Annotated in this window: 29 protein-coding genes; 13 read left to right on the top strand and 16 right to left on the bottom strand. The window is 57.8% G+C overall.

From position 1 onward, the window contains the following. Window positions 1-1,185, bottom strand: coding sequence for a TIGR03862 family flavoprotein (locus ACR0BK_RS13500; protein WP_480555028.1), 1,185 nt, complete (start codon window positions 1,183-1,185; stop codon window positions 1-3). Between the two features lie 48 nt (window positions 1,186-1,233). On the opposite strand from ACR0BK_RS13500, the gene ACR0BK_RS13495 reads away from it, so the two are divergent. Continuing rightward, window positions 1,234-1,530 carry an HNH endonuclease gene (locus ACR0BK_RS13495; protein ID WP_480555027.1) on the top strand — a complete coding sequence of 99 codons (297 nt, stop codon included), beginning with the start codon at window positions 1,234-1,236 and terminating at the stop codon, window positions 1,528-1,530. Here the strand turns inward: ACR0BK_RS13495 and ACR0BK_RS13490 are convergent, their stop codons facing one another. From ACR0BK_RS13490 to ACR0BK_RS13480, 3 genes are read right to left on the bottom strand one after another with little or no spacing between them, the layout of a single operon-like run. Further along, a complete protein-coding gene (locus tag ACR0BK_RS13490; protein WP_480555026.1) occupies window positions 1,531-2,268 on the bottom strand; it encodes a VOC family protein in 738 nt (245 codons plus the stop codon). Further along, on the bottom strand, window positions 2,265-2,873 hold the full coding sequence (locus ACR0BK_RS13485; RefSeq protein WP_480517858.1) for an enoyl-CoA hydratase/isomerase family protein: 609 nt from the start codon (window positions 2,871-2,873) through the stop codon (window positions 2,265-2,267). Before ACR0BK_RS13485 ends, ACR0BK_RS13490 begins: the two co-directional genes overlap by 4 nt. Beyond that, a complete protein-coding gene (locus ACR0BK_RS13480) occupies window positions 2,870-3,613 on the bottom strand; it encodes an SDR family oxidoreductase (RefSeq protein WP_480474155.1) in 744 nt (247 codons plus the stop codon). The genes ACR0BK_RS13485 and ACR0BK_RS13480 overlap by 4 nt, the downstream gene beginning before the upstream one ends. Before the next feature lie 107 nt (window positions 3,614-3,720). Between ACR0BK_RS13480 and ACR0BK_RS13475 the strand changes: the two genes are divergently transcribed. The 5 genes from ACR0BK_RS13475 (at window position 3,721) to lpxK (ending at window position 9,793) form a co-directional block, all read left to right on the top strand. After that, window positions 3,721-5,268, top strand: coding sequence for a DUF2125 domain-containing protein (locus ACR0BK_RS13475; RefSeq protein WP_480555024.1), 1,548 nt, complete (start codon window positions 3,721-3,723; stop codon window positions 5,266-5,268). Between the two features lie 168 nt (window positions 5,269-5,436). Next, window positions 5,437-6,783, top strand: a complete 1,347-nt coding sequence (locus tag ACR0BK_RS13470; protein WP_480555022.1) for a TldD/PmbA family protein — start codon at window positions 5,437-5,439, stop codon at window positions 6,781-6,783. Further along, a complete protein-coding gene (locus ACR0BK_RS13465; protein WP_480517865.1) occupies window positions 6,770-7,570 on the top strand; it encodes an inositol monophosphatase family protein in 801 nt (266 codons plus the stop codon). Before ACR0BK_RS13470 ends, ACR0BK_RS13465 begins: the two co-directional genes overlap by 14 nt. Next, window positions 7,567-8,805 carry a 3-deoxy-D-manno-octulosonic acid transferase gene (locus tag ACR0BK_RS13460; protein ID WP_480555021.1) on the top strand — a complete coding sequence of 413 codons (1,239 nt, stop codon included), beginning with the start codon at window positions 7,567-7,569 and terminating at the stop codon, window positions 8,803-8,805. Before ACR0BK_RS13465 ends, ACR0BK_RS13460 begins: the two co-directional genes overlap by 4 nt. Beyond that, window positions 8,792-9,793, top strand: a complete 1,002-nt coding sequence (gene lpxK, locus ACR0BK_RS13455; protein WP_480555020.1) for a tetraacyldisaccharide 4'-kinase — start codon at window positions 8,792-8,794, stop codon at window positions 9,791-9,793. Before ACR0BK_RS13460 ends, lpxK begins: the two co-directional genes overlap by 14 nt. Before the next feature lie 37 nt (window positions 9,794-9,830). Here the strand turns inward: lpxK and ACR0BK_RS13450 are convergent, their stop codons facing one another. Both ACR0BK_RS13450 and ACR0BK_RS13445 read right to left on the bottom strand, forming a co-directional pair. Continuing rightward, complete coding sequence (locus ACR0BK_RS13450; protein ID WP_267365070.1) at window positions 9,831-10,493, bottom strand: DsbA family protein; 663 nt, start codon at window positions 10,491-10,493, stop codon at window positions 9,831-9,833. A gap of 13 nt (window positions 10,494-10,506) precedes the next feature. Continuing rightward, complete coding sequence (locus ACR0BK_RS13445) at window positions 10,507-11,013, bottom strand: DUF721 domain-containing protein (protein WP_209504997.1); 507 nt, start codon at window positions 11,011-11,013, stop codon at window positions 10,507-10,509. An 81-nt stretch (window positions 11,014-11,094) separates the two neighbouring features. On the opposite strand from ACR0BK_RS13445, the gene mutY reads away from it, so the two are divergent. Next, a complete protein-coding gene (gene mutY, locus ACR0BK_RS13440) occupies window positions 11,095-12,150 on the top strand; it encodes an A/G-specific adenine glycosylase (protein ID WP_480555018.1) in 1,056 nt (351 codons plus the stop codon). A 61-nt stretch (window positions 12,151-12,211) separates the two neighbouring features. Next, window positions 12,212-13,348 carry an alkane 1-monooxygenase gene (locus ACR0BK_RS13435; protein ID WP_480555016.1) on the top strand — a complete coding sequence of 379 codons (1,137 nt, stop codon included), beginning with the start codon at window positions 12,212-12,214 and terminating at the stop codon, window positions 13,346-13,348. Between the two features lie 65 nt (window positions 13,349-13,413). Here the strand turns inward: ACR0BK_RS13435 and ACR0BK_RS13430 are convergent, their stop codons facing one another. The 4 genes from ACR0BK_RS13430 to ACR0BK_RS13415 all read right to left on the bottom strand — a co-directional run bounded on the left by ACR0BK_RS13430 (window position 13,414) and on the right by ACR0BK_RS13415 (window position 17,333). Then, on the bottom strand, window positions 13,414-14,796 hold the full coding sequence (locus ACR0BK_RS13430; RefSeq protein WP_480555015.1) for an adenylate/guanylate cyclase domain-containing protein: 1,383 nt from the start codon (window positions 14,794-14,796) through the stop codon (window positions 13,414-13,416). A gap of 139 nt (window positions 14,797-14,935) precedes the next feature. Beyond that, complete coding sequence (locus ACR0BK_RS13425) at window positions 14,936-16,039, bottom strand: site-specific DNA-methyltransferase (protein WP_209505001.1); 1,104 nt, start codon at window positions 16,037-16,039, stop codon at window positions 14,936-14,938. A 107-nt stretch (window positions 16,040-16,146) separates the two neighbouring features. Further along, entirely contained in the window at window positions 16,147-16,764 is a 618-nt protein-coding gene (locus ACR0BK_RS13420; RefSeq protein WP_480555014.1) for a ribonuclease HII, read from the bottom strand. Window positions 16,765-16,874: 110 nt separating this feature from the next. After that, complete coding sequence (locus tag ACR0BK_RS13415) at window positions 16,875-17,333, bottom strand: hypothetical protein (protein ID WP_480517879.1); 459 nt, start codon at window positions 17,331-17,333, stop codon at window positions 16,875-16,877. Between the two features lie 176 nt (window positions 17,334-17,509). Between ACR0BK_RS13415 and ACR0BK_RS13410 the strand changes: the two genes are divergently transcribed. The 3 genes from ACR0BK_RS13410 to ACR0BK_RS13400 all read left to right on the top strand — a co-directional run bounded on the left by ACR0BK_RS13410 (window position 17,510) and on the right by ACR0BK_RS13400 (window position 20,149). Then, window positions 17,510-17,797: a hypothetical protein gene (locus ACR0BK_RS13410; protein ID WP_480517881.1), complete on the top strand. Its 288-nt coding sequence runs from the start codon at window positions 17,510-17,512 to the stop codon at window positions 17,795-17,797. Then, window positions 17,769-18,470: a winged helix-turn-helix domain-containing protein gene (locus ACR0BK_RS13405; RefSeq protein WP_267365085.1), complete on the top strand. Its 702-nt coding sequence runs from the start codon at window positions 17,769-17,771 to the stop codon at window positions 18,468-18,470. The genes ACR0BK_RS13410 and ACR0BK_RS13405 overlap by 29 nt, the downstream gene beginning before the upstream one ends. A 104-nt stretch (window positions 18,471-18,574) precedes the next feature. Next, a complete protein-coding gene (locus tag ACR0BK_RS13400) occupies window positions 18,575-20,149 on the top strand; it encodes a DUF427 domain-containing protein (protein WP_480555012.1) in 1,575 nt (524 codons plus the stop codon). A gap of 76 nt (window positions 20,150-20,225) precedes the next feature. On the opposite strand, the gene ACR0BK_RS13395 is transcribed toward ACR0BK_RS13400, so the two are convergent. From ACR0BK_RS13395 to ACR0BK_RS13370, 6 genes are all read right to left on the bottom strand, one after another. Continuing rightward, window positions 20,226-21,020 carry a DUF1217 domain-containing protein gene (locus ACR0BK_RS13395; RefSeq protein WP_480555011.1) on the bottom strand — a complete coding sequence of 265 codons (795 nt, stop codon included), beginning with the start codon at window positions 21,018-21,020 and terminating at the stop codon, window positions 20,226-20,228. Next, window positions 21,017-21,418: a flagellar biosynthesis repressor FlbT gene (gene flbT / locus ACR0BK_RS13390; RefSeq protein WP_267366588.1), complete on the bottom strand. Its 402-nt coding sequence runs from the start codon at window positions 21,416-21,418 to the stop codon at window positions 21,017-21,019. Before flbT ends, ACR0BK_RS13395 begins: the two co-directional genes overlap by 4 nt. Then, complete coding sequence (gene flaF / locus ACR0BK_RS13385; RefSeq protein WP_480555010.1) at window positions 21,418-21,792, bottom strand: flagellar biosynthesis regulator FlaF; 375 nt, start codon at window positions 21,790-21,792, stop codon at window positions 21,418-21,420. Before flaF ends, flbT begins: the two co-directional genes overlap by 1 nt. A gap of 77 nt (window positions 21,793-21,869) precedes the next feature. Continuing rightward, window positions 21,870-23,081 (bottom strand): flagellin N-terminal helical domain-containing protein, encoded by a 1,212-nt coding sequence (locus ACR0BK_RS13380; RefSeq protein ID WP_209505009.1) that lies wholly within the window; start codon window positions 23,079-23,081, stop codon window positions 21,870-21,872. 210 nt (window positions 23,082-23,291) lie between these two features. Continuing rightward, entirely contained in the window at window positions 23,292-23,651 is a 360-nt protein-coding gene (locus ACR0BK_RS13375; protein WP_480555009.1) for a flagellar biosynthesis protein FlgN, read from the bottom strand. Continuing rightward, window positions 23,641-23,916, bottom strand: a complete 276-nt coding sequence (locus ACR0BK_RS13370) for a rod-binding protein (protein ID WP_480517891.1) — start codon at window positions 23,914-23,916, stop codon at window positions 23,641-23,643. The genes ACR0BK_RS13375 and ACR0BK_RS13370 overlap by 11 nt, the downstream gene beginning before the upstream one ends. A gap of 110 nt (window positions 23,917-24,026) precedes the next feature. Here ACR0BK_RS13370 and ACR0BK_RS13365 point away from each other — a divergent pair, with 110 nt between their 5' ends. Both ACR0BK_RS13365 and ACR0BK_RS13360 read left to right on the top strand, forming a co-directional pair. After that, window positions 24,027-25,271 (top strand): flagellar hook-length control protein FliK, encoded by a 1,245-nt coding sequence (locus tag ACR0BK_RS13365; RefSeq protein ID WP_480555007.1) that lies wholly within the window; start codon window positions 24,027-24,029, stop codon window positions 25,269-25,271. A gap of 3 nt (window positions 25,272-25,274) precedes the next feature. After that, window positions 25,275-25,937: a flagellar hook capping FlgD N-terminal domain-containing protein gene (locus ACR0BK_RS13360; protein ID WP_480555005.1), complete on the top strand. Its 663-nt coding sequence runs from the start codon at window positions 25,275-25,277 to the stop codon at window positions 25,935-25,937. Window positions 25,938-25,943 lie beyond the last annotated feature (6 nt).

Raw genomic sequence — 25,943 nt, 5'->3', positions numbered from 1 at the left:
TTACTTGCCCTGATCCAGCCAATCGGCAGCGGCCCGACCGGCCCAGCGGCCAGTGGCAAGACAGGCTGTCAAAAGATACCCCCCGGTCGGCGCTTCCCAATCCAGCATCTCACCGGCGCAGAACACGCCCGGCATGGTCTTCAGCATCAGCCCGTCACCCAACGCGGATCGTTTCACGCCACCTGCCGTCGAAATGGCCTCATCCATCGGTCGCAGCCCCGCGTGCAGGATTGGCAGTTTCTTGAGGACCGCCACTTCGCCGGGCAGCGGCAAGTGACTGCGTATTGCCATCTCGTGAAACACGGCGATCTTCTGCGGTGACAGGTTCAACGACTTTCTCAACCATTGCGAAAGTGTGGTTTTCGACTTTCTGGAAGACCAACGCGCCTGCAAGGACTGCTGTTCCAGGTCGGGCACCAGATCGACAAAAAGTAGCTGCCCTTTGCGCAAAACAGGGGTGAGAGTGTAAAGCCCCCCTCCCTCCAGCCCGGTTGCCGAGATCGCAGCCTCGCCGCGGCTATCCAGGTCACCGGCCTTCCACCGAACCGACTTCAGCGCCGCCCCGAAATGTGGCTGCATATGAGTGCTCCAGTCCACCGACAGGGCTGAATTCGCAGGTTCAAACGGTGCCAGTTCGACGCCCCTGTCAGACAGGATTTGCGCCCAATGACCATCCGACCCAAGGCGGGCCCAGCTGGCCCCGCCCAGCGCAAGCACGGTTACAGCAGCAGTCAGGTTTTGCGGCCCGGCCGGTGTGTCGAATACCAGCGCATCAGCTTCCCAACCTTTCCATCGCCAACGGGTTTTGATCTCAACCCCGGCTGTGCCCAGTCGCGCAAGCCATGCGCGCAACAAAGGCGACGCCTTCATGGCCTCGGGAAAAACCCGCCCGGTAGAACCTGTGAATAATATCTGTCCCAGTCCACGCGCCCAGTGCTGCACGGCTTGCGCATCACAGGCGGTGATCATCGGGCGCAACCAGTCCGCCGCATCGGCATAAGACCGCATCAGTGTCTCAGGCGGTTCGTCCTTTGTCAGGTTCAGCCCCGATTTACCTGCCATCAGAAATTTGCGCGCAACCGAGGGCTTGGCTTCGGCAACCAGTACGGAATGCCCGGCCTCGGCCAGTTGCTCGGCCGCCATCAACCCTGCGGGGCCTGCTCCGATCACGACTGCCTGCGCCATTCGCACCCTCTTGCCTTCGCCATCTATCGGCGCAAGTTTCAAACCATCATGGCGAACAACGATCCGATCTGCCCGCTCTGCGACCGCCCGATCCCCAGCGGGGGTGGCAGCCTGCATCATCTGATCCCAAAACTCAAAGGAGGCAAGGGCGGACCCACCGTTCTTCTGCACCAGATTTGCCACAAAGAAGTCCATGCCACCCTGACCGAGGCCGAACTGGCGCGCTGTTACAACACGATCGCAGCCTTGCGCGCGCATCCCAGGCTTGAGAAATTCCTGATATGGGTGCGTGAACGCCCACCCGGATTTCGGTCGAAAGTTCCGGGCAAGCGACGCAACAGGTGATCAGCCCGGCAAGACCGGATCGCCAAAGGCGTCTTTCAAAGGTGCGGCCAACCCTTCGACTTCTATTCCCCGGTAATCCGGTACAGGCGCAAACTCTGCACCCGCAAGATGCTGGAATTCCAGTGTCGTATACGGTCGTTTCCACAACCACTCGCGATTCTCGACGGCCCACAAATCGGCGTTTGGAGGGGTTTCGTCGGTAAAGGCATAGAAATGCAGATCAAAGCCATGGGGGGCCACCTCCTGCATTGACAGCAAGGACATACCTTGCGCGCGCCAAAACGCGTCCTCACCCGCGATATCACCGGTCCGAAGGGTTATCTGACCGATCCGGGCCTGCGCAAACGGAGCATCCGGATCTGCCACCTGCGCCGGTTTGTTGCCTTCGAAATCATGCTGCAGCAATTCGATGACAAACCCTTCGGGATCAGCCAGATGGCACATGTACCCTATATCCAAAAACTGGCTCGGCGCGCTTACCGCAGTACCCAGCGCGCGCAAATGCGCTGCCGCAAGATCGACATCAGGGACGGTAATTCCGATCTTCCAATATCTTTGGCCCCGGTCATGGGTGTATCCCCCGCCACCCGGCAGCAGCAGCAGGTCCGCATCTTCCGAGTTGTAGCCGACGCGGCAACCTGACCCCTGCGGATAAACCCGCATACCCAGAACGTCGCGATAGAATACGGCCAGTCTTTTCGGGTCAGTGACCCGCAACCGAATGGCCGAAATCCTCATGAACACATCCTTGCGATGTCCCTGGCAATAACGGGGTCAGCGTTCACGCTGTCTGTCACAAGCTCACGCGCGGTTTTCATCAGGTGATCGGATTCGACAATCCGATCAACCAGACCAAAGTCATACGCCTCTTGCGCGGTGATCTTCTGACCTGACATCAGGATCAACTTAGTTCTGGCCGGACCCACCAATGCCGCCAACCGTTTCGGATCGGACGGTTGCGGCAGAAACCCCAGCTTCATCACCGGATAGAAAAACTTGGCCGTTGGCACCGCAATGCGAAGGTCACAGGCCAAAGCCATGCCATTGGCCCCGCCAGCCAGAGTGCCGTTCAATGCCGCAATGGTCAGACAGGGCAATGCGGCGATGGCACCGGACAGTCTTTCCCAGACGTCAGAGGTGGCCAGACCGGCGCGCGCCTCGTCCAGATCGGCCCCCGCGCTGAACACTTTGCCCGCGCCCGTCAGGATCAGCGCCCGCGCGCTGGTTGCGGCCTCGGCAATCCCGGCCAGTTCATTCAGCATCGCTCCGGTCAGGGCGTTTGCCTTTTCGGGATTGTTGATCGTAACGACCCACAGGCCATCCTGTTTCGTCAGGTCGATCATATCAACCCGACCCTTTTTCGGATGTCTTCCAGGCGCAGCGAGATTTCCGTTCCCAAGTATTCGTCCGCGCCCTTGGAACACATCCACAACAGGGCACGTGCTGGCCAATCTGCAGGAATATGCGCTTCCCAATCCAGTTGACTGACCGGATTGATGCCGCTTGCCTTTATGGACCGCTGCATATCCGTGGCAACCGTCCCCGGCGACAGCCCCATTGCGCGAATGCCGTGTTGGGCTTCTTCCAGATGCAGGCATTCCGTCAGCATTTTTGCCCCGGCCTTTGACGCGCAATAATGGCTCCACGCCTCAACCGGGTTGGACGCCGCGCCGGACGAGACGGTCAGAATGCTTCCGCCCCCGGCGGCCCGCATCACCGGCAATGCCGCACGCATCCCGTAGAAAACGCCTTTGAGGTTGATGTCGATGGCTTTGCTCCAGGCCTCAGGATCGGCGTTGGAAAGATGAAAGATCGGATCGATCACACCGGCATTGCCAATCAGAACATCCAGCCCGCCGAACCGATCCACACAAGTGGCCACAGCCTGCTCGACCTGCGCGAAATCGCTGACATCGCAGGCCAGCGCGATGGCCTGATCACCCAGATCAGCGGCCAAGGCATCAATCTGATCGCGGCTGCGGGCCACCAATGCGACATTGGCCCCGGCTGCGGCAAAAACGCGCCCCGCTTCGGCCCCGATGCCACGGCTGGCCCCGGTTATCAGAACTGTTTTCCCCTGCATTCGCCTCTCCTCACGCATTGTTATTGATCCCGGCAACAGGCGTAACGCGGAAACGGGGAAATGGTCCAGCCCTTGCCCCCTTGACGATAGGTGCCACAACCCCGACCATGCGCCGCAAATTGATCAAGAAGGGTTACCTTATGTCCGTTTTCCTCCACCGCAGCTGCGGTGCTGTTCTGGCTTATGCCGTCGCGACCCAGGGCGCGTTCGCCGACCTTACTGCAAATGATGTCTGGTCCGACTGGCAAAGCTATTTCACATCAATGGGCTACACCGTTACAGGCGACGAAAGCATCGCCGGTGACGTCACCACAATTTCGAACATGACACTTTCTTTGACCTTTCCGGAAGAAGACGGGCAGTTCCAGATGGTCATGCCGGAAATGACGCTGACCGAAAATGGTGACGGAACCGTTACCATCGGATTGCCCGAGAGCTTTCCCATGGACGTCACGGGAACAGCCGACGATGAAGAGTTTGCAGCCAAAGTGATTTATTCGCACAGCCAGCTGAACATGGTCGTTTCGGGTACACCCGAAGACATGACTTATGACTACACCGCTGACAAACTGGGCATTGCACTGGATTCGATCGAAGTCGATGGCGAACCGCTGCCGAACGAGGTTTTCAGCATCGCGGTCGAGGCAGGTGATCTGGCCGGTCGGTCGCGGATGCAAATCGGCGAACACCGAAACATCACTCAGATATTCAACAGCGATACACTGACCTATAACCTGAACTTTCAGGATCCGGAAAGTGGTGAAAGCGGGCTGATCAATGGCCAACTGGGCCAACTGGCCTTTGAAGGCGAAAACGTGATCCCACTGGATTTTGACATGTCTGATCCGCAGGCGTTTTACCAAGCGGGTTTCGCCTTTGATGGCACGTTTACCTATGCATCCGGCAGCACCGATCTGAGCGGGACCAGCGAAGGACAGGCGTTCTCGATGAACAGCACCTCGGAGGGTGGGCACTTTGCCGCCAGCATCGACGCCGAGCGCATCGCCTATGACATCGCGCAGAACAGCACCAAACTGGCGGTGACAACAGCGGATCTGCCGTTCCCGATCGAGTTGTCCATGGCCAGTGCAGGGTTGAACTTCGAATTCCCGATCCAGCAATCGGACGAAATACAGCCCTTCGCCTTTGGCCTGAACATGACCGATTTCACCATGTCTGATGTCTTGTGGGGCATTTTTGACCCGGCAGGCGCGCTGCCCCGCGATCCGGCGACAATCGCGCTGGAAACGACCGGCACGGCAAAAGTTCTGATGAACATCTTCGATCCGGAAATTGACGTTGAGTCGGATGAGACTCCGGGTGAGTTACATTCGCTGAAAATCAGCCAGCTTCTGGTTTCGTTGGTTGGTGCCAAACTGACCGGTGATGGCGATTTCGCCTTCGACAATTCGAACACAGAAGAGTTTGGCGGAATGCCTAGCCCAAGCGGCGTGGCGAACCTGAAACTTGTTGGCGCCAATCAGCTGATCGATACGCTGATCGGCATGGGCCTCATTTCGGACGACGATGCACTGGGCGCGCGGATGATGATGGGTCTGATGGCTGTCCCCGGCGATGAGCCTGACACCCTGAACTCGACCATCGAATTCACGGAAGACGGTCAGATTTTGGCGAATGGCCAGCGTATCAAGTGATACCTATCTGAAAGGGCCGCGCAGTGCGGCCCTTTCCATTCCTGTGAACCTTGTGCCAAACCCGGTAGCGGCATGGATTTATCCCGATCCACACAGCACAATCCGGTCACAGGTCTTGCGGGGCGGGCGGTGCAAGGCTAGGTCCTTGGCAATCAACCCGGAGACCTCATGACCCGCTCACCAGAAGAAATCAGCCAACAATTGCTCGATGTTGCTCGCCGGGCAGGCGCAGAAGCGGCAGATGCCATCGTTCTCGAAGGGTCCTCGGTCTCGGTCGATGTGCGGGGCGGCGCACTGGAACATGCGGAACGCTCGGAAGGCGCTGATCTGGGTTTGCGCGTGTTTCTGGGTAAACGCTCAGCCATTGTGTCCAGCTCTGACAGCCGCCCGGAAACCCTTGCGGCGATGGCCGAACGCGCCGTGGCCATGGCAAAAGAAGCGCCCGAAGATCCCTATTCCGGGCTGGCGGACAAAAGCCAACTGGCCTGTGACTGGGATATTCAGTCACTGGAATTGCTGGACTCCGCCCCGGCCCCGTCCGCAGAAAGCCTGATGCAGGATGCGCTGGCCGCCGAGGCCGCAGCACTGACAGTAAAAGGCGTCACGCAGGTGTCGGATGCGGCTGCAAGCTACGGAGCGCACCGGGTGCATCTGGCGGCTACAAACGGGTTTTCCGGTGGGTATGAGCGCAGCAGCCGATCCATCTCATGCGTTGCGATCTCTGGTGAAGGCACCGGGATGGAGCGCGACTATGACGGTGACAGCCGGACGTTTCAATCCGACTTGCGCGACGCGGCTGAGATTGGGCGCAAAGCAGGGGAACGCGCTGTGCAACAGGTTGGCGCGCGCAAACCGGCGACCGGCAGTTTCCCGGTGTTGTTTGATGAACGTATCTCGTCTTCGCTGATCGGGCATCTTCTGGCCGCCAGCAATGGGGCCGCGATTGCGCGCGGCGCCTCTTGGCTGAAGGATTGCCTGGGGCAAGACGTGCTGCCCGCGCATCTGTCACTGATCGAAGATCCGTACCGCCCGCGTATCTCTGGCTCGCGCCCATTTGATGCCGAAGGTCTGCCCACGCAGCGCCGGGTGATCGTGGAAAACGGTGTCCTGACGGGCTGGACACTGGATCTGTCGAGTGGCCGCAAGCTGGGAATGGACTCAACAGGCAACGCTGCGCGCGGTGTGTCCGGCCCACCCTCACCCAGCAACTGGAACCTGAGCCTTACGCAGGGAACCCGCAGTCGCGACGATCTGTTGCGCGATATGGGCACCGGTTTGCTGGTCACGTCCATGATCGGATCGACGATCAACCCCAATACGGGCGACTATTCCCGTGGTGCATCAGGTTTTTGGGTCGAAAACGGTGTGATCACGCATCCTGTCAACGAATGCACAATCGCAGGCAATCTGCGTGATATGCTGCGGCGGATCATTCCCGCCAATGACGCCCGCCCATATTTGTCGCGCGTGGTCCCGTCGCTGTTGATCGAAGGAATGACACTTGCCGGCAACTGATCTGCCCCTTCTGATTGAGGCCGCGATTGAGGCCGGCAAGATCGCTACACGCTATTCCGGGACGCAGGCACAGCGTTGGGACAAACCCGGTGGCGCCGGTCCGGTGACCGAGGCCGATCTGGCCGTCAACGCGATGCTGGAAGAAAAGCTGTGCGCTGCGCGACCGGGCTATGGCTGGCTCAGCGAGGAATCCGAGGATTCGCCCGAGCGGCTGGACCGCAGCAATGCCTTTATCGTCGATCCGATTGACGGCACCCGCAGCTTTACCGAAGGCGCGCGCACCTGGGCGCATTCGCTGGCTGTTGCAGTGGATGGCATTGTGACTTCCGCCGTAATCTATCTGCCGATGCGCGACTTGCTTTATGCTGCCGCGCAAGGTCAGGGCGCAACTCTCAACGGGCAAAAGATCACGACGTCGAAAACGTCTGAGTTATTGCAGTCGCAGGTTCTGGCCGCCAAACCAAATCTGGACGCACAGCACTGGCGCAATCAGAATGTTCCAGCCTTCCACCGCGCGTACCGTCCCTCGCTTGCCTATCGCATGGCGCTGGTCGCGCAGGGGCGGTTCGATGCCATGCTGACCCTTCGCCCAAGCTGGGAATGGGATATTGCCGCTGGCGATCTGATCATCCGAGAGGCAGGCGGCGTCAGTTCAGACCGTTTGGGTCATCCTCTGATCTTCAACAATGCCCACCCCAGGCTGAATGGCGTAATCGCCGCCAGCACCGCAATCCATGCGCAACTGTCTGCTCAGCTGGACCCGATCGGGCCCGGAATCAGCGCATGAGCAAACCGCGCTCATTAAGCCTTGCCGCTTATCGGGTGCTGTCCTGGAGAATGCGGAACGGCGTTGGTGTAAAAACCGACCTGCCACGCCCCGAAGGCGAGGTCGTGTGGATGCACGTCGCCACGCCAGACCGCCTGCGGGCGGTGAGTGATTTTTGTCGCCGGTTGCTTCAGTCCCGATCCAAGCTGCATTTTCTACTGACCGCTCCGCCGGACGCGGATCTGTCTGCCTGGCCGGAATGCAGCTTTCCCCTGATCAACCTGCCTCAGGAACAGAGCGGGGCCGCGCGTGACTTTATCGAATACTGGCGCCCAGGTATCGGGATTTGGGTCGGCGGTGATTTGATGCCCAACATCATAACCCGAGCCGATGAACAGGCTGTACCCCTTGTGTTGTTTGACGCCCAGTTTACCGTTGCACTGTCCCGGAACGCGCGCTGGCTGCCAGACATAACCAGAGTGACCTTTAGCTGCTTTCGCAAGATACTGACTGCAAATTCTGAAACCGCCCGTCACATCCGGAGACTTGGCATCCCGTTTTCAACAGTCGAAGAATCGCCGCCTTTGCGCATTAGCCCAAATCCAAGACCTTGGCCAGAAGACGAGCTGATCGAAACCAACCACACGCTTGCAGGGCGACCTGTTTGGTTGGCTGCCTGGGTGCAGGACAAAGAGTTCATTTCGGTTCTGACAGCACATCGTCAGGCATTGCGCCTTTTGCACCGGCTGGTTCTTGTACTTCACGTCGCCGACGTTCACGAAGCTGCCCCCCTAAAACGGAGGCTGGAGGCGATGGATCTACGCTGTGTTAACTGGGACGATGGCGACTTGATCGAAGACAGCACGCAGGTCGTTCTGACTGCGGACCCAGAAAATCTGGGGTTGTGGCACCGTGTGTCGGCAGTGACGTTCATGGCCAGTTCACTGGAACGCGGTGCAGGCGGTCAGGACCCGTCCGACGCAATCGCGCTGGGGTCTGCCATAATTTCAGGACCATTCGTGCATCGCCATCAAGAGCTTTACGCCCACCTGCAACAGGCTGGCGCAGCCAAGGAGGTCAAGTCAGCAACCGAGTTGGGCGATGCCGTCGTACAGCTTCTGGCACCGGACCGCGCCGCTGACATGGCTTTGGCAGGATGGCAGATAATCACCGAAGGTGCGCCACAGGCAGACACTCTCATCGAATTGGTGCAGGATATTCTGGACGAGAGGAGCGCAGATCATGCGGGCACCTGAGTTCTGGAACACTCCTCCGGACCAGCCGGATCTGAGGGCGCGGCTGCTGGCCCCGCTGGGCCGCCTTTATGCAGCGGCGACTGCCCGCAGGATTGCCTCGAAATCGGGGGAAAATCCCGGTGTGCCCGTGATCTGCATCGGCAATCTCAATGCAGGTGGAACCGGGAAAACGCCCACCGTGATCTGGACCCTCGAACAGCTTGGTAACGCCTGGCACAAGCCGCATGTCGTGACACGAGGGCATGGCGGATCGCTGGAAGGCCCGGTACGGGTCGATCCGGGCAGGCACACCGCCGCCGAGGTGGGGGACGAGCCGCTGTTGCTGGCGATGTTTGCCGAGGTCTGGGTCGCCAAGGATCGGGCGGCGGGCGCGCGTGCAGCGGCCGCGGCGGGGGCAACGGTGATCGTTCTGGATGATGGCTTTCAGAACCCTTCGGTCGCCAAGGATTTCTCGATTATCGTTGTGGACGCCCAGCGCGGATTTGGAAACGGATTATGTCTGCCAGCCGGTCCATTGCGAGAGCCCGTCGATACCGGCCTGCAACGGGCCGATCTTGTACTGTCCTTGGGTGAAGAGGCGGCACAAAAGGTATTTGCCAACAACTGGAAAGGCCGGTTGACCGTTCCTCATGTCACCGGGGCAGTCGAACCCCTGCAAACCGGTATGGATTGGTCAGGAACGCGTGCGTTGGCGTTCGCAGGCATCGGCTATCCCGAAAAGTTCTTCCAAACCCTGCGGCGGCTGGGTGTTGATCTGGTACGGGCCGAGGCGTTGGACGATCACCAACCGTTGACACAGGCCCTGATGACCCGACTGGAAAATGATGCGCGTTTACTTGGCGCTCAGATGGTCACCACCGAAAAAGACGCCGTTCGCCTGCCGCCCGCTTTCCGAAGCAAGGTGATCACTTTGCCGGTTCGGCTTCAGATTTCAGACGCCGACAGGGTCAGGGACATGCTTTTGAAAGCCGTCCCTTCACCAAAGTAACTCAGGCTGGCCTCCGGCGGGGTCAGCCGGGGGCGGGTCAGCTGCCGAGCTCTGCTTCGATCAGCTTTTTGAAATCCGCGTAGGACTGATTGTCGACTTTCTTGCCGTTCACGATGAAGGACGGGGTTGCCTGAATTCCATCGCGTTCAGCGTTTTCCTGATACCACGCGGCCAATGTCCGCGCTTTGGTGCCATCCTGCAAACAGGCCTCAAGCTGGTCGCCATCGATACCTGCCAGACGACCGATCTTGCGCAGTTCATCGACGATCTCGGCCGGGCCTCCTGCGCGCGTCCATTCTGCCTGACCTTCGTAAATCAGATCAGTGATGCCAAAGAATTTCTCGGGACCGGCGCAGCGGGCCACCATTGACGCCCACAGACCATAGCGATCAAAATAGACCTCACGATAGGTGAACTTGACCTTGCCGGTGTCAATGAAATCCTTCTTGAGCTGTTTATACGCGCTCTTGTGGAAATTCGCGCAATGCGGGCAGGTGTAGGATGCGTATTCGATGATTTCGACAGGCGCGCCCTCGGCGCCCTGAACCATGTCAATGATGGTGGATGTATCCAGGTCCGCCTCTTGCGCCTCGGCGGCGCTGACCAGCGGAAAACTTGTGTTGGAATTTGACAGCGACACCCAATAGCCGCCTGCGGCCACGGCGACGGCCGCACAGATTACGGTTGCAATACGGCTCATTCTCAGCCCTTTCTCAGCGTTTCTGTTTGGATAAAACGTTGCGCCCAAGACGTTCAAGGGCCGCGCGCAAATCTTCATCATTTACACTGCGTGACACTTTGTCTGCCTCGGCAGCAATTTCAGGTGCAATCTCGGGTTTTGCTTGCTTCGGTCTATGGTCGAAACTGGCCTGCCCTTCGGCAAATCCGGTCGGAGCGGTCTGGGTGATCCGGACACGGCTAATGGCATTGTAACCGTAAACCGCGTTCACTTTACCACGCAGCTGTTCCTTCTGCATTTCCAGCATCGGGGCCTGCGGGCCTGTGGTCAGAACGGTCAGGGTCGCGCCAAAACCGCCTTTGCCATAGCCGACACTGACTGGGCGCGCGATGGCGGCGGTATCCTGACCCACGATCTCGGCCCAATGGGTCAACAGACGTGACACAGCAAAGCCCCGGCTTTCCCCGGCGCGTCTGATCTGGTCATTCAGCAAAGACGCGGTGCGCTTGAACCCGCGGGTTGACGAACGTCTGCGTTGCATCTGGTTTCCAACTCCTGCGCCGCTATTGTAATAGGCAGAACACCGGGTGCCAGCGAAACCTGACAGGGAGACGAATAAAACTTGCGTGATTCCTTTGAATTCACCGTCAGCGCTGCGCTTCTGGAGTGGTATGACCACAACGCTCGCGCCATGCCATGGCGCACGGGACCGGCAGAGCGCGCCGCCGGGGTACGCCTTGACCCTTATCGGGTCTGGTTATCCGAAGTGATGTTGCAACAGACGACTGTAGCAGCGGTGCGGGATTACTTTCTGCGCTTCGTGACACGTTGGCCTACGGTTCAGGCGCTGGCCGCCGCGCCGGATGATCAGGTCATGGGGGAATGGGCCGGTCTTGGCTATTACGCGCGTGCGCGCAACCTCTTGAAATGCGCCCGCGCTGTGACACGGGATCACAATAGTCAGTTCCCCGATACATATGATGCGCTGCTGACGCTACCCGGCATCGGCCCTTATACAGCTGCGGCAATCTCGGCCATCGCCTTCGATCAGCCTGAAACGGTTCTGGATGGCAATGTCGAACGCGTCATGGCCCGATTTTACGACATCCACGCGCCGCTGCCCGGCTCGAAACCCCTGCTGAAGGAAAAAGCCTCAGCGCTGACACCTTCTACTCGGCCCGGTGATTACGCGCAGGCGGTCATGGATTTGGGGGCCACGATATGCACGCCGAAATCCCCGGCATGTGGCATTTGCCCGCTGCGCGAACCATGCAAAGCGCGGATCGCGGGAACACAGGCTGATCTTCCCCGAAAAACACCGAAAAAGCCCAAACCCACCCGTCGCGGTCACGTTTATATTGTGCGCATGTCAGATGGGGCCATGCTGCTGGAGCGCCGACCGGACAAAGGTCTGCTGGGCGGAATGCTGGGCTGGCCCGGATCGGAGTGGGCTGACGATCCGGTCGAGCACCCCCCGCTTGCGGCAGATTGGAAAATGGTGCCGGGCGAGGTGCGCCACACCTTTACGCATTTTCATCTGATTTTAAGAATCTGGGCCGCGGAAACCACCGGTCAGGATGTTCCCGAACACTTGATCGCAGTGGGAAAGCACAGCTTCCAACCCAGCGACCTGCCCACGGTGATGCGCAAAGCCTATGATCTGTGGAAAGGACAATAAGACCGCTGTGCATTCCTTGGCCTCGCGGCTAGGCTGTTCCCATCTAGCAGGAGCACCAGAGATGAACGCAACAGTCTCGTTGGCACGCTGGCAATCAGCATCACCCTTCTGGGTGTCCCTGCTGTTGATCCCGCTGATCTGGTTCACTGCTTTCGCGGGCGGATGGTGGGTTTTGCTGATCCCGATCTCGACCTGGTGGGTCTTTGCCGTGCTGGACCGGATCACCGGGCTCAACGTGGAAAATGCGGACCCCGAGACGCCGGACGGCGATCTGCAACGGTACATCCTGCTGACCAAGCTTTGGGCACCCCTTCAGTTCCTTACCCTGTTTGGCCTGATCTGGTACGCGAGCCGCGGCAGCCAGCTTTCGACGCCTGAGAAAATCGGCCTGTTCTTTGGCATGGGTGTTATCTCGGGTACGGTCGGTATCAATTACAGCCACGAGCTGATGCATCAGAAAAGCCGTTGGGAACGCTGGCTGGGCGATATCCTTCTTGCAATGGTGCTTTATTCTCATTTCCGGTCCGAGCATCTGCTGGTCCATCACCGTTATGTAGGAACGCCACGCGATCCGGTGACGGCGCGATACAACGAAGGGTTTCACCGCTTTTACCCTAGGGTGTTGCGGCAAAGTCTGGTCTCGGCCTTCATCGCCGAACGCGGAAAACTGGCCCGCAAGGACCGACCCTGGACCGACCGCTCCAACCCGTTCTGGCGTTACTGGGCGTTGCAATTGGGGATGCTGGCACTGGCGTCGCTGATCGGAGGCTGGTCAGGTCTGGCCCTTTTTCTGTTGCAGGCCGGTGTCGCGATCTGGCAGCTGGAATTGGTCAACTACGTGGAACATTACGGCCTGACCCGGAAACATCTGGGGGACGGGCGGTATGAACACGTCCTGCCCAGGCATTCCTGGAACGCATCACAGAAGGCTTCAAACTGGTTGCTGATCAATCTGCAACGCCATTCGGATCACCACTACAAACCAAACCGCCGGTTTCCGCTGCTTCAACACCACACGCCCGAAAAGGCACCGCAACTGCCCTTTGGCTATCCCGTCATGACTGTGGCTGCGATGATCCCACCGCTGTGGCGGCGGGTCATGAACCCGCGGGTCCGGGAATGGCGACGCCAGTACTACCCCGAGATCACCGATTGGCACGCCTATAACAAGGCCCTGAACCCGGTACCTGATGCGTAACCGATGCGCAGCCCTGCCCATCAGGCTCGGCGCTTAGGGTGCTGTTCTGGTGGGGTGTACGGTCCTCAGCCTTTCATCACCCAGATATCCATCGGTGTTTCCACGCCGCGCACGGATTGATCGGTAAGCTCTGCAAAACCAGTCATGGCGACCGACGCAGACTGGTTTTCCTCTGCAATCCGCACGCGCACGGCATCACTGACCACGATACGCGCCTGCAAATCACGCGTCAGCGCCTCGAGCTTGGCTGCGACGTTGACGGCATTCCCGATGACAGCAAATTCAAGCCGGTTCGCACCAATGTCGCCCAATACGACCGAGCCATAATGCACCCCAATCCCGACGCGGATTTCCGGCTCTCCCGTCCGGCGGCGGTCCAGGTTCCATCGATCAATCACGCCGACCATCGCGCGTGCGCATCCCAGCGCATTGCTTGCGTCCAGCGGTGTAGGCACCGGGGTGCCAAAGGTCGCCATCAGACCATCCCCCAGATACTTGTCCAGGGTTCCGTGGTGGCGAAAAACCTCGGTTTCCATGCGGGCGTGAAAGCCTCGCAGCACTTCGATCACATCATAGGGGTCACGCCCGGCCGCGTATTTTGTAAACCCGACGATGTCGATGAACAGAACGGCCACATTCTCTTTTCGGACCCGTTTCAGCGGCTCGTCATTCTGGCTCAGCTCCTCTACCACGTTGGGCGAGAAATAGCGTGACAGGTTGGCCCGTTCCCGTTCCAGCCCTGCGTTGCTCATTAATAGCCGGTTCAGCCGCTGCATCGAAATGCCCAAAGTCACGGCCACCATCATGAACACGATCACCTGCTGGATGCGCTGAGGCGCCATGAAACTGTTCGGATCCAGAAGCTCGGCAACATCTGGGTAGCCTTGCAGGGCGGCTGCAACTTTTTCGCTGATCCCCGGAATAGGCGTTGCGACCCACGACGCAACGATCCAACCGATCGTCCACATCATCGCCGTCCAGGTTCCGATGGCGATCACGGTCCGCCAGGAATAAGCCAACGTGCCTGCGGCCAGAATGACGAAGAAGTACTGAAAGTTGTCGAACCGGTATTGCATGGCCAATGGCCTGACATCATCGCTGAAGGGATTGGGCACGATCATCCCGAGCGTCATGATCAGCAGGTCGACGAAAATCAAAAACAACTCGCCCCGCGATTGCCCGACACGACCTGCACGGCGGATCAACCACCCGTTGCCGCAGATCAGCAGCAGAATGAAGTGATACCAAAGCACCTCCCATTGCGGGTTCAGAAAAATGAGCAGCACCGCAGTCAGCGCCATCGCCACCCATCGCGCACGCACAGCCAGTTCCAGACCCTCGCGCTTGTGCCGTTCCAACGCAGCCTCGGTATATTTGTTGTCCAGATCAAACGCATCGGGCTGGGTGAAAAACAGGCTTCGGCGGGGCTGTGCGGTCGTCTCGGTCATGGCCGTGGTCTTTCTTGCGGAGGCTTGGCAGTCTTATGCAATCACTGTTGAAGGCAAAACAAAAGACCCCGCCGATTGATCGGCGGGGCAAGGCATAGTGCCATGTGTCAGGCCACAGGCACCGGCGGTGTTCGTGAATTCAATTGTGCATTTCTGCGCGGATCTGTTGCCGCAGGATGTCAATCGGTACGGTCTTGCCGTCCCGTTTGAAGCACCAGTATGTCCAGCCGTTGCAGGACGGTGCGTTTTCCAGATGCGCGCCGACCTGATGGATTGACCCTTTGACATTGTCACCCACCAGCGTTCCGTCCGCACGCACCTTCGCCTTGTGACGTTGGTTCATGGAATAGAGCTCTTCACCCGGGCGCAACATTCCGCGCTCGACCAGCTGACCGAATGGCACGCGTGGCTCGGCACGTTTGCTGGCGCTGACTTCCAGAGCTTCGCGATCAAACTTGCGGACCTTGGCGATGCGTTTTTCAGCCACCTTGCGATAGCTTTCCTCTCGCTCGATACCAATGAACTCGCGCCCCAACATCTTGGCGACGGCCCCGGTGGTTCCGGTACCAAAGAACGGGTCCAGCACCACATCGCCGGGGTTGGTCGAGCCGACCAGCACGCGGTGCAACAGCGATTCCGGTTTTTGCGTCGGATGCGCCTTGTCGCCGTTTTCGTCCTTCAGGCGCTCATGCCCGGTGCAAATCGGCAGTACCCAGTCGCTGCGCATCTGCACACCTTCGTTCAGAGCTTTAAGCGCCTCATAGTTGAAGGTGTATTTCGCGCCTTCGCGCTTGGACGCCCAGATCATCGTTTCATGCGCATTGGTGAACCGCTTGCCGCGAAAATTCGGCATCGGGTTCGACTTGCGCCACACGACATCGTTCAGGATCCAGTATCCGGCGTCCTGCAGCGCTGACCCCACGCGGAAAATGTTGTGATAAGACCCGATCACCCAGATCGCACCATTGGGTTTCAGCAGACGATGCGCCGCCTTCAGCCATTCGCGCGTAAACTGGTCATACGCTCCAAAACTTGCGAACTGATCCCAGTGATCATCCACCGCATCGACCTGCGAATTATCCGGACGATGCAACTGACCTTTCAATTGCAGGTTATACGGCGGGTCCGCAAAAATCAGATCCACAGATGCCTCGGGTAGACTGTTCATCACATCGATGCAGTCCCCGGAGAGAATCGTGTTTAAAGGGAGCGCTTTTGCGCCCTTTTTGGTGGTTGTTGTCATATCACTGCCTCAAGTGTCCACGGCGCTTTTGCGCTCATTTGGTTGAGACAAGGATGAGTCAAAGTCGATTCGCCGTCAAATTCTTTTTTGAATCAGCAACTTACGATTTACTCTTGATACAAGATATTGTGCACCGGTTTGAACGAACGCCTATGGTGTGGGGTCACGCCAAGATTTCGCAGCGCTTCCTTGTGTTGTTTTGACGGATAGCCCGCGTTGGTTTCCCACCCATAACCCGGATGCTGTTGCGCTAAATCCACCATCACCTGATCGCGCCAGTTTTTCGCCAGGATCGAAGCAGCCGCGATCGACACCGATCGTGCATCGCCCTTCACAACGGCCTGTGACGGAATTCTCAGACCCTGCGGTATCAGGTTGCCATCAATCAGCACAAAATCAGGTGCCGAGGTCAACGCCTCCACCGCGCGCATCATCGCCAAGTGCGACGCCCTCAGAATATTGACCTCATCAATTTCGGCGACAGAAGCTTCGGCTACCGCGAACTCAGCAGTGTTTCGAATCTCAGCGTCCAGCGCAGCCCGGCGTTTTGCGGTCAGCTTTTTTGAGTCATTCAGGCCATCAGGAAAGTGCTGCGGGTTCAGAATCACGGCGGCAGCCACAACCGGCCCGGCCAATGGGCCGCGCCCGACCTCATCCACACCTGCGATACGGATGTGGCCCATGTCCAGCAGCGCCTGCTCAAGTTCGAAAGTCGGCATTGTCATGCCCTTGGAAAACCGCGTTTCGCGCAGTACCGCAAGAAAAAAAGAGAGGGCGGCCCACACCACCCTCTCTCTCACGGCACTTCTGTGGCACCGTTCCTGCTCAACCCAAACTACTGATAAACGACGCGGTATCCCTTCTGGCGCAGGCATGCAGGTTCATAGGCCTGCCTGACCTTTTTGCCATTCCAGAAACCGACCTTGCACTCTTGCGGCAGGCTATTGGCATGTTTGTAGTGTTTTTCAAGGCATTTCGGCCCAAGCAGCGGATGATCCTGCGAATACCCATCATAGGTGCGCAGGCAGCGCTGGGGCAGGTCGTAACGCGCCACATGCGGCGGCAACGGGCGCACTGGCTGCGCCACATATGGTGTATGGGAATAGGTCTGTTGACGCGTTGCCCGGTCCTTTTTCTTTTCCTTGTTATAGTAATGAACACCGGCACCGATAATTGCGATGGCCGCCAGCCCCCCAAGAATGTCCTTTGCGTCGGCCGCCTTCGCCTGAGAAGCTGAAACACCGGTAATCGCAACTGCGGTTGCAATGATCAAAGCGATGAATTTCTTATGCATGATGCCTGTCCTTTCGGATGTTCGTGCGACCGTATGACGGACCGCGTGCTGATTGCCCTGAAAGTGGGGACACCTGCCCCAGACAAGCAATAACGGCCCGGTGTTATCGGATATCAGGGGCCGCAAACCCCTTGGGTTATTGAATATCGCGACAACTCATGCGCAGGATGCGGCCTATGAAACAGATCCTCTCTTCTCTGACCTTTGCGGCCCTGTTATCGCTTGGTTCTGCTGCGACAGCGGCAGATTGTTATGCGGACTACAAAGCCAAGAAGGACAACCCGCTGCGTTTGCATTACGGCGTCATGCAGGTCACAAACTGCGACAAGGGGCAGGCCCGGGCAGAAATCGCCCAGCGCCTGGGCGCATCAGGTTGGACCTTGCTTGAAGTGCAGTCCGTTTTCGGGCCGGAAGGGTTGGATCAGAGGAAAGGCAATGCCGGACAATTCTATCTCCGTTTCTGATGCACGCCGGTCGGGTGTCCGCCTGGTTGTGCTGGGCATCGCGGCCATTGTCGTCATTCTGATCACCGCTGCCGTTTTCCTGTTCTGGACCTTGCCGGACGCAAATGCGTTCAACGCTCGTGTCGAACGGCTGTTTGTCGAGGCCGATCTGACGTCACAGACCGAGATTCGCCTGCTTGAAATTCTGGCCCAATCGGGCACCGCGTTTGCTGACACCCTGTCCAGTTACCGGATGGTGATCTATGTGTTGCTGGTTTTTGCCAGCGCGATGATGATCTCGGCGTTGGTCTTTCTGGTGATGCTGGTCTTGTTGAACCGGCGCATGGCGCAGATCGAACGTACCGGCATTCAGGTGACGTCTCTGCTGATCAGTCGCGAAGAAAACACTGTTTACCTTAACAACATGGATTTCAAACTGACACCCGCCGCCATGGAAACCCTGTCGATTCTGGCGGAATCCCGGTTGGATGACGAGGTGTTGTCCGGCGCCCAGATCGAGGCCATGATTTCCGGTCGCGATGCTGCCGATTGTGACGAAGCCGCTGGCGCAACACGGATCAAACGGTTGCGCGATGCGCTTGGCAACCAGATGGTTAGCGAACTGCTGGTCAAGAATATTGCCAAGAAGGGGTACATGCTGTCGATCGAGAAGGACGTCATTCAAATGGTCTGATGTTTTGACGCGTCGCTCGCACCCGGTAAATTCCCGTTGCAGCCTCTTGGAATGTCAGATGGAAAACCCCATTCTAAACAAACCCCAGGCAGAGGAGGTCGCTTATGAACGTCCACGCCGCGCCACAGATGAATGGATATGGAATCTCGGTTGAGCCGCTGGATGGCAGGATTGCCATTTACCGGAACGACATTCTTTTGGCTGAAAGCACAAACGCAAAGGTGATGTATGAAACGCGTTTGCCGCCAACGATTTACGTTCCCCGTGCAGATGTATGTGTGGATCTGAGCGAAGAAACAGACCTGCAAACATTCTGCCCGTTCAAAGGCACCGCCACTTACCACGACATCCAACTGGCCTCGGGGCCTTTGACCAATTCCGTCTGGGCTTATGAACAAGCCCTGCCGGAAAGCGCGGATATCCGGGGATGTATCGGGTTTGTGTCCGGCGCCTACACCCGGATTGACCTGGGCGACAATCGCCTGCGCGAGCCGGACGACGGCAATATCAGCGGACCTCTGATCGACTGGCTGATGCGCGGTGCTTCGGCCGCGACTACGCCCGAAAGCTTTACCAAGGCATTGGCCGAGAAGATGCTGGAGCACGGCATTGCCATCCAGCGGCTGAGCATTCTGGCATGGTCCTTGCACCCCCTGATCGCGGGCAAACACTATATCTGGGAAAAGGATCAGGACGAGATTCTGACCCGCGCCCCGACCTACGAAATCTATGATCACCCGGCTTTCATCAACAGCCCGTTGCGCCATGTCTCGAACGGGTTAGGCGGCGTACGGCAAAGGCTGAACGACGATAACCCGCATAACAGCTTCCCGATCATGGAGGAGTTGCGGGCCAAGGGTGCCACCGACTATGTCGCGATGCCGTTGCCCTTTTCTGACGGGCGAACCAACGTTCTGACCCTGACCTGTGACCACCCCAACGGCTTCACCACCGAGAATCTTGGCCTTGTGTTCGAATGCTCCTCGGTGATCGCCCGCTTTTACGAAGTGTTCATGCAACGCGAGAATGCGCAGGTTTTGCTGGAAACATATGTTGGAAAACGCACTGGCGCACGCGTTCTGGGGGGCGAGATCCGGCGCGGTGACGGGGATGAGATCGACGCGGCAATCATGTTCTGTGACCTCCGCAACTCGACGAGCCTCGAAGAGAAACTGGGGCGGGGCACGTATATCAGTGTTTTGAACGAGTTCTTTGAAACCGTCTCGGGTATCGTTCACGAAAACGAAGGCGAAGTTTTGAAATTCATTGGTGACGCTGTTCTGGCGGTATTCCCTGCAGCCGATGAAAACGCCAACGCGGCCCGTGCCAACGCACAGCACTCGGCAATCAAGATCGTCGAAACATTCGGTGAGTTGCGCAAAGCAGGTACCGGCATACATTGCGACTGTTCGATTGGCGTGGCTTATGGGCGCGTCACCTATGGCAATGTGGGCTCTCGTGAACGTCTTGATTTTACGGTTATTGGACAAGCGGCCAACATAGCCGCGCGGTTGGGCGAATATGGGAAAACCGAAGGGCATCGCATAGTCGTTTCCGAAGATATCGAGCCTGCCTGTTCCAACGCCTTGCCATTGGGCGCGGTCAACCTGCACAACGTGTCTCGACCCGTTGTATGCTACGCTTTGCACACCACGGCCGACGAGATTATGAACGGTTAACATGTGGTTTGTGCAGGTTAAACGAGAGACGTCGGATACTTGATTGCGGCCCGGGCTTTTGCCCCGCGTCTTCTGATCACACAGCCCCAAGCAAGATCAAAGCGGTCTGCGCTGGCGAGATCGTACTCTGAAAACCCGCGATTTGACTTCTGGCCAGATAGGTGTCGGTCAGTTTCTCAACTGCTTTCTGGTCCGAAAACTGTGCCAGATCATCCGATCCAGTCAGATGGAATAGCCGGCTTTTGAACTCGACCAATTGTTTGTCGATATCCAGTTGGGCGAATGACTGTGGCAGCCCAAGCGCCGTTTCCATCATTTTGCGCAGTGGTGGCAATCCCATAAGATCGAACCATTTCGTATCTGTACTGCTTCCGCTTTTCGCCAGATCAGACAGCTCGCGCTGGGCATAGAGCGAAATGCGCATCGTCTCATCCGACTGTCCGACCGCAACCTCAAACCGCGCAGACAGATTGGCCTGGGCTATCTTTTCCATATTGGTAACCAGCACCGTTTTTCGAACAGCCCCCGGGCCAAACCCGAAAGCATCCGAAAATTCCCGGTACCGTTTATCCGCCAAACGATTGGACAAAGCGTCCTCCGCCTGTGTTCCATCCTCCAGAATTTTCCGGATAAAGAACCGGTTGTCCACATCCGCCTCCAACCCAAAGGCACCCAAAGCGACCTGCAACAATCTGCGGTTCGAAACCAACTGTTCGGCGGTCTTCACTTTCCCAATGTTGTCCAGGAAATACTTCGTCTCCCTCTCATTCACTGCCGAAGACGAGAAACTTTGAAACTGACCTTGATAACTACGTTGCAGAAACCGCCAGCCGACGATCCCGCCAGTGGGGATGACCGGTTGAAAGCTCATTGCTGATAGGCCATCAACCGTTCTTCGCGCGGAAGAAGCGAGCGAAGTGACTTGAGGCATTTATAGTATTGCTCGGCCACCAGCGCGTCTGTCGCCTCGGACAATACACGACGGCTGTCTGTATCTGTAAAAACCTGGCTCAGCTCTTCCACGCTGCGCAACAGGTGTTGACGCGCCCGAGCCGGATCCATGTCTCCGGACAGAACAAGCTGTGCGGCATAGCAGACACGGCGCACCGGAGTATTTACTTCATCCGGATGTATCGCATCGCGCAGCCGCAGGACATTGGCCTGCGGCGTCATGATCGAAAACCGGCCACGGCGGTCGCCGTTTTCAATCACAACACCATTGATCAACACCCTTTCCTTCGGGGCGAGTTTCAGAACCAGCCCGCTCATCACGTTGCGCTCATCTGGCGCAATCCGCGCAAAATCGCCGTGTTTATTTCAAGCAATGGTTCGATGGATGCGCCGTCCGCTAAAATGCGGCTGCTGTGCAGTTCCGTAAACTCGGCAAGGTAGAAGATCCTGGCGCGAATATCGTTTGGCAACGCGTTTGCCGAATCCGCGACACCTGTTGCCATCACGCCCCATAACCGGCGGTTCTCGTGAACGGCTTGAACAAACGCTGAGAAATCCGTTGCCTTGCGTGCGGTAGCCGCCTTGAGACGCCGCGTAATCCTGGAAATTGCCTCATATTCAGTGTCACGGGGCGTTCGCGTCGGCGCGGCGGCTTGCGCATAAGTGTATTGAGCGAGGGTTTGCGGGGTCACTTGAATTCCTTCCAAAAAGCCGTCGTCAGGTGGTCACGACCGGGGTGCGATAATCGCGCCCCGGACCGCGTTGCGTATTAGCGGAACAGCGACAGGATCGACTGCGGAGCCTGGTTGGCAATCGAGAGCGACTGTGTTGCCAGCTGCTGCTGTACCTGAAGGGCCTGCAAACGCGCCGAGGTTTCTTCCATGTCAGCGTCGACCAGCGCGCCGATACCGGATTTGAACGAGTCAGAGAGATTCGAAATGAACTCTTTCTGGGTCTCGATACGCCCCTGCGCCGAGCCAAAGGCGGCCGAAGCATCAATCGACGTATCTATAAGCGATTCGACGGCCGCCAACGCAGCGGTTGCCCCCGCACCTGTCGACACATCAATACCTGCCAGCGCGCCCAAACCACCGGCACCCGCATTCACGAACTGAGCCGAGAACGAAATGTCAGATCCTGTGCCGTTTGTAACCGACAACGTACCCGCAGTTCCGGAGTCGTAATCGACGGTCAGACCGGTAATTCCAAGCTCTTCGATCTTCGATTTCAATCCGACGGCAACAAGGTCACCGGTCGTTGTCGCGGCAGCATCTTCCGCAGAAACGGTATAGGACACAACCTGATCGTTAATGGCGACGACAACCTTATCTCCGGCAGCGAAAGCGCCACTGGATTCATCGGTAACCAACGCCGTCGCAGCCGTTGCACCATTGTCAATGGTTGCCCCCACGCGGTCGTTGCCGGTCGATGCACCGGTAGAGCCGTCGAAAACCTGTTTGGTGACATACCCACCGGTCGACAGGTTCTGCCCCGAGACCGAGATTGACGACGCAGTCACCGCCCCGGTGTTGTCACGATCCAGCGATGCAAGGATCGAGGCAGAGCCGGTCGAGCCGTCAACAAGGTTCAGACCGTTGAACTGGGCAGCGCTGACAACCGATGCGATCTGATCCTTCAGTGCGGTCACATCGTCATTGATCTTACCGCGATCAACGTTGTCTTCCTGCGCCGCGACGATCTTGCTTTTCATCTGAGTCAACAGGTCGGTGACGGTTTCAGACGCATTTCGCGCAACAGCTACTGTCGATTCGCCCAGCGCGAGGCTGTCTTTGATCGCGTTGAAGCCCTTGACGTCGGATTCCATCACTTTCGAGATCGCCCAAACCGCCGAGTTGTCCTTGGCTGTCGCGACGTCCTTACCGGTCGAAATCGCGTTCTGGGTCATTGCCAGGTTCTTGTTGACCGACTTGAGAGTTTGCAGCGCAACCATCGCGCCATTGTTTGTCAGAATGCTGGACATAGCTTTTATCCTTTTGCCTTCGGGCCATTTTCGCCCATGTTCACCCCACAGTATCTGCGGGCATTGGTGTCTTTCTGACTTGTGCGACGCGCCGCGTGGCTGTTCGCGCCACCTGATGCTTCCAGGTGCAGCATCACTTTTGAGCCCGATCCCCTAACGGAGTGCTAAAACGCCCGAACCAGAAGTTTCAGATTTGAATCAAACCCAGGCCTATGCGCGCTTTTCCAGCTTTGCCGTGTTACGAACGGGAAATTCACTTCGTTGCCCATCCGCGCCGTAAGTGCTGAATTCCTGCCGAACCCACCGCAGTTCGGCCATGCGGCTGGCCACGGCCCGAATCCCGTCGGCGGCACTGTTCAGCAATGCCTGATTGCGTTCGACTTTCTGCTGCACCCGCATGAGTGCATCGCTGTTCAGCACCTGAAGGTCGTTGATCGCGCCAATCAGTTTTTCTTTTTCCGGCACCATATGCGTCAGACGATCCAGATCACCCTGGACAAGCGCCGCACGCTCCAGATCCAGAACTTCTTCCAGAGATTTGATCAGTGCCATGTCGACCTCAGACGTCATCGGTTTTCTCCATCAAAGATTTCAGCAGAATTTCTGATAAGCCCACTCCGCCAGCCCGGGCCAGTTGCCGGGCCTGATGCTGAACTAGAAACGAAGAGAACTGGTCTTCACCGGCCCCGCCACCAAAGGACTGGCGCGTTTTGCCCAATCCGGCGGACTTCATCATTTCGCTGAGGAATGCGGCCTCCAATTCGATGGCCGCTTCTTTTAGTCGGGTCTGGGTCAAGGGCGTTTGAACCGCCTGGGGAAATGTCGAAACCTGCATGGTATTCTCCGAAAATGCTTCGAACTTTCTCGATCAAAGGTGAAAGCGGTTAAAATAAACGTAACTTCCTGCGGGCAGAGTTCTGATCAGTCACACGGAGCCAGAGCAAAATGCCCAACCCACTAACGCTGGCGACCGCAGCGCCAACAGCAACTGCGAAACCCAATTCGCCCGCAAAAGAACCGGGTCGTGCTGCCGGGGTGGGCAGTTTCGAGGACATCCTTGAACAGGGAAACGAAACAAGTCCCGCCACTGACAATACGGTTTTGGACGCTTCTATCGAAACCACCGACGAAACTGCCGAGATTGAGGTGGAGGCCATTCTGCCAAACACGGCTGAGGCATGTGTCGTGGCGATTTCACCTCGGGCACCAGAGTTGGCAGATAACATTTCACCGCAGACCGAAATTGTCGGAACGTTTGAAACGCCTACGGCGAATACGGTGCATCCCGCGCCGTTTATACCTGCTAGGGCGGATATCCCCGCAACGGGCACGACAGAACCGGAACAAACCGTTGCGTCAACGGGTTTACCCCGTCAGACCGACATTCAACCCTTTGTGCACGGACAACCAACCGAAAGGCAGGTTCACGCCGCTTCGACCCAGGTCGTGCCTGCCCAAAAACCCACAGAGGCTTTGCCTGTTTTGGGCCAGCCACCCCAATCTAAGGACCAGACAACCGGGGTGAAAACCGAACCGCTCCTTGAAAGCACAAAGGCGGCGCCCGAGACAGCAGAAATCGCTGCCACGCCCAAGCCGACAAATCCAAACCGCGCGACACCCGTTGCGCAGCTTCAACTGATCCTCAACTCAATCGAAGCGGAACAGGCGGCACCGGCGCAGGAGGTTGACGCGGGGTCCATCGCCTTAGACGAACCCGTTCAGCAAGCCCCCCGCGAGGTGGCACAACACACGGCGATGCCCTCTCCGTCCGCCCGTGCTGAAATTGCTCGTGCTATAGCCGGGCAATTGGCGGCAACGATTCAGACCCGACCGGGAACCGGCATCATGGAAATCTCGCTAAGCCCCGAAGAACTGGGGCGTGTATCCATTGTGCTGAACGGTAGGGATGACGGGCTCCAGATGACAATCGCCACCGAACGCCCGGACACGATGGAACTTATACGCCGCCACCTGTCCGTTCTTACGGAGGAGTTTCAGAAACTGGGCTATGGAAACCTGAACATCGATCTGGGGACTCCGTCGGATTCAGGTGCACGGGATCAACCGGCAAATGAATTCGACGCTCAGGCCACACCGGAATCCGAACTGGTTCGGAACGTACACCTCGCGCAAGCCACGCCACATCCACAAACTCCTGCTCCGGTCAGGGGCATCGATATGAGATATTGAAAGATGATCACACCCGTCACTGCCACACAGGCTGCCACATCTCAGCAAACTGCCGGTCCGTCCCGAAGTTCTGCGATCACTTCGGATTTCGAAACGTTTCTGTTGATGCTGACCGCGCAAGCCCAGAATCAGGACCCGCTGGAGCCGATGGACTCAACCGAATACGCATCGCAACTTGCGCAGTTTTCGATGGTTGAACAACAGGTTCAAACCAATGACCTGCTTTCCGCCCTGACCAGCACGCTTGGCAGTGTCAATCTGAACGACCTTGCAAGCTGGGTCGGAATGGACGTCAGATCTGCCTCGGGTTTTCATTTCAACGGCCAGCCAGTGACCCTGTTTTCGCGCGCGGATTCTGACGCGGACGCAACCAAACTGGTGATCCGTGATCATGAAGGCACAGTCGTCGACACGGTTTCTGTTCCTACAACGGCGACGGAGTTTGCTTGGGCAGGTGTAAGTTCCTCAGGTGATCCGATGGCTGCTGGCAACTACACCGCGACGCTTGAAAGCTACAAGAATGACCGGCTGATTTCCGAGAAACCCGTCGCTGCCTATAACCGGGTCGTCGAGGCGCAGGTGGGAGAAGATGCTGTTCTGCTGACCCTGCAAGGCGGTCAGGTGATTCCCGCAGATCTGGTCACGGCTGTTCGAACGGGCGCTTGATCTGTT

It is taken from the genome of Ruegeria sp. AF1 (genome assembly GCF_056542125.1).
Note: the sequence above shows the minus strand (reverse complement) of the source record. Positions and strands in the feature narration are given on the sequence as shown.

What these genes read in the sequence shown, in the direction of transcription:
- ACR0BK_RS13460 (WP_480555021.1), top strand. Translation starts at nt 7,567, where the DNA reads ATGAGCAAACCGCGCTCATTAAGCCTTGCCGCTTATCGGGTGCTGTCC.
- ACR0BK_RS13425 (WP_209505001.1), bottom strand. Translation starts at nt 16,039, where the DNA reads ATGACAACAACCACCAAAAAGGGCGCAAAAGCGCTCCCTTTAAACACG.
- ACR0BK_RS13365 (WP_480555007.1), top strand. Translation starts at nt 24,027, where the DNA reads ATGCCCAACCCACTAACGCTGGCGACCGCAGCGCCAACAGCAACTGCG.
- ACR0BK_RS13500 (WP_480555028.1), bottom strand. Translation starts at nt 1,185, where the DNA reads ATGGCGCAGGCAGTCGTGATCGGAGCAGGCCCCGCAGGGTTGATGGCG.
- ACR0BK_RS13360 (WP_480555005.1), top strand. Translation starts at nt 25,275, where the DNA reads ATGATCACACCCGTCACTGCCACACAGGCTGCCACATCTCAGCAAACT.
- ACR0BK_RS13470 (WP_480555022.1), top strand. Translation starts at nt 5,437, where the DNA reads ATGACCCGCTCACCAGAAGAAATCAGCCAACAATTGCTCGATGTTGCT.
- ACR0BK_RS13415 (WP_480517879.1), bottom strand. Translation starts at nt 17,333, where the DNA reads ATGCATAAGAAATTCATCGCTTTGATCATTGCAACCGCAGTTGCGATT.
- ACR0BK_RS13405 (WP_267365085.1), top strand. Translation starts at nt 17,769, where the DNA reads ATGCCGGACAATTCTATCTCCGTTTCTGATGCACGCCGGTCGGGTGTC.
- ACR0BK_RS13410 (WP_480517881.1), top strand. Translation starts at nt 17,510, where the DNA reads ATGAAACAGATCCTCTCTTCTCTGACCTTTGCGGCCCTGTTATCGCTT.
- flbT (WP_267366588.1), bottom strand. Translation starts at nt 21,418, where the DNA reads ATGAGCGGGCTGGTTCTGAAACTCGCCCCGAAGGAAAGGGTGTTGATC.
- ACR0BK_RS13450 (WP_267365070.1), bottom strand. Translation starts at nt 10,493, where the DNA reads ATGAGCCGTATTGCAACCGTAATCTGTGCGGCCGTCGCCGTGGCCGCA.
- ACR0BK_RS13375 (WP_480555009.1), bottom strand. Translation starts at nt 23,651, where the DNA reads ATGACGTCTGAGGTCGACATGGCACTGATCAAATCTCTGGAAGAAGTT.
- ACR0BK_RS13485 (WP_480517858.1), bottom strand. Translation starts at nt 2,873, where the DNA reads ATGATCGACCTGACGAAACAGGATGGCCTGTGGGTCGTTACGATCAAC.
- ACR0BK_RS13475 (WP_480555024.1), top strand. Translation starts at nt 3,721, where the DNA reads ATGCGCCGCAAATTGATCAAGAAGGGTTACCTTATGTCCGTTTTCCTC.
- lpxK (WP_480555020.1), top strand. Translation starts at nt 8,792, where the DNA reads ATGCGGGCACCTGAGTTCTGGAACACTCCTCCGGACCAGCCGGATCTG.
- ACR0BK_RS13420 (WP_480555014.1), bottom strand. Translation starts at nt 16,764, where the DNA reads ATGACAATGCCGACTTTCGAACTTGAGCAGGCGCTGCTGGACATGGGC.
- ACR0BK_RS13400 (WP_480555012.1), top strand. Translation starts at nt 18,575, where the DNA reads ATGAACGTCCACGCCGCGCCACAGATGAATGGATATGGAATCTCGGTT.
- ACR0BK_RS13435 (WP_480555016.1), top strand. Translation starts at nt 12,212, where the DNA reads ATGAACGCAACAGTCTCGTTGGCACGCTGGCAATCAGCATCACCCTTC.
- ACR0BK_RS13495 (WP_480555027.1), top strand. Translation starts at nt 1,234, where the DNA reads ATGGCGAACAACGATCCGATCTGCCCGCTCTGCGACCGCCCGATCCCC.
- ACR0BK_RS13490 (WP_480555026.1), bottom strand. Translation starts at nt 2,268, where the DNA reads ATGAGGATTTCGGCCATTCGGTTGCGGGTCACTGACCCGAAAAGACTG.
- ACR0BK_RS13370 (WP_480517891.1), bottom strand. Translation starts at nt 23,916, where the DNA reads ATGCAGGTTTCGACATTTCCCCAGGCGGTTCAAACGCCCTTGACCCAG.
- ACR0BK_RS13445 (WP_209504997.1), bottom strand. Translation starts at nt 11,013, where the DNA reads ATGCAACGCAGACGTTCGTCAACCCGCGGGTTCAAGCGCACCGCGTCT.
- ACR0BK_RS13395 (WP_480555011.1), bottom strand. Translation starts at nt 21,020, where the DNA reads ATGAGCTTTCAACCGGTCATCCCCACTGGCGGGATCGTCGGCTGGCGG.
- ACR0BK_RS13380 (WP_209505009.1), bottom strand. Translation starts at nt 23,081, where the DNA reads ATGTCCAGCATTCTGACAAACAATGGCGCGATGGTTGCGCTGCAAACT.
- ACR0BK_RS13430 (WP_480555015.1), bottom strand. Translation starts at nt 14,796, where the DNA reads ATGACCGAGACGACCGCACAGCCCCGCCGAAGCCTGTTTTTCACCCAG.
- ACR0BK_RS13480 (WP_480474155.1), bottom strand. Translation starts at nt 3,613, where the DNA reads ATGCAGGGGAAAACAGTTCTGATAACCGGGGCCAGCCGTGGCATCGGG.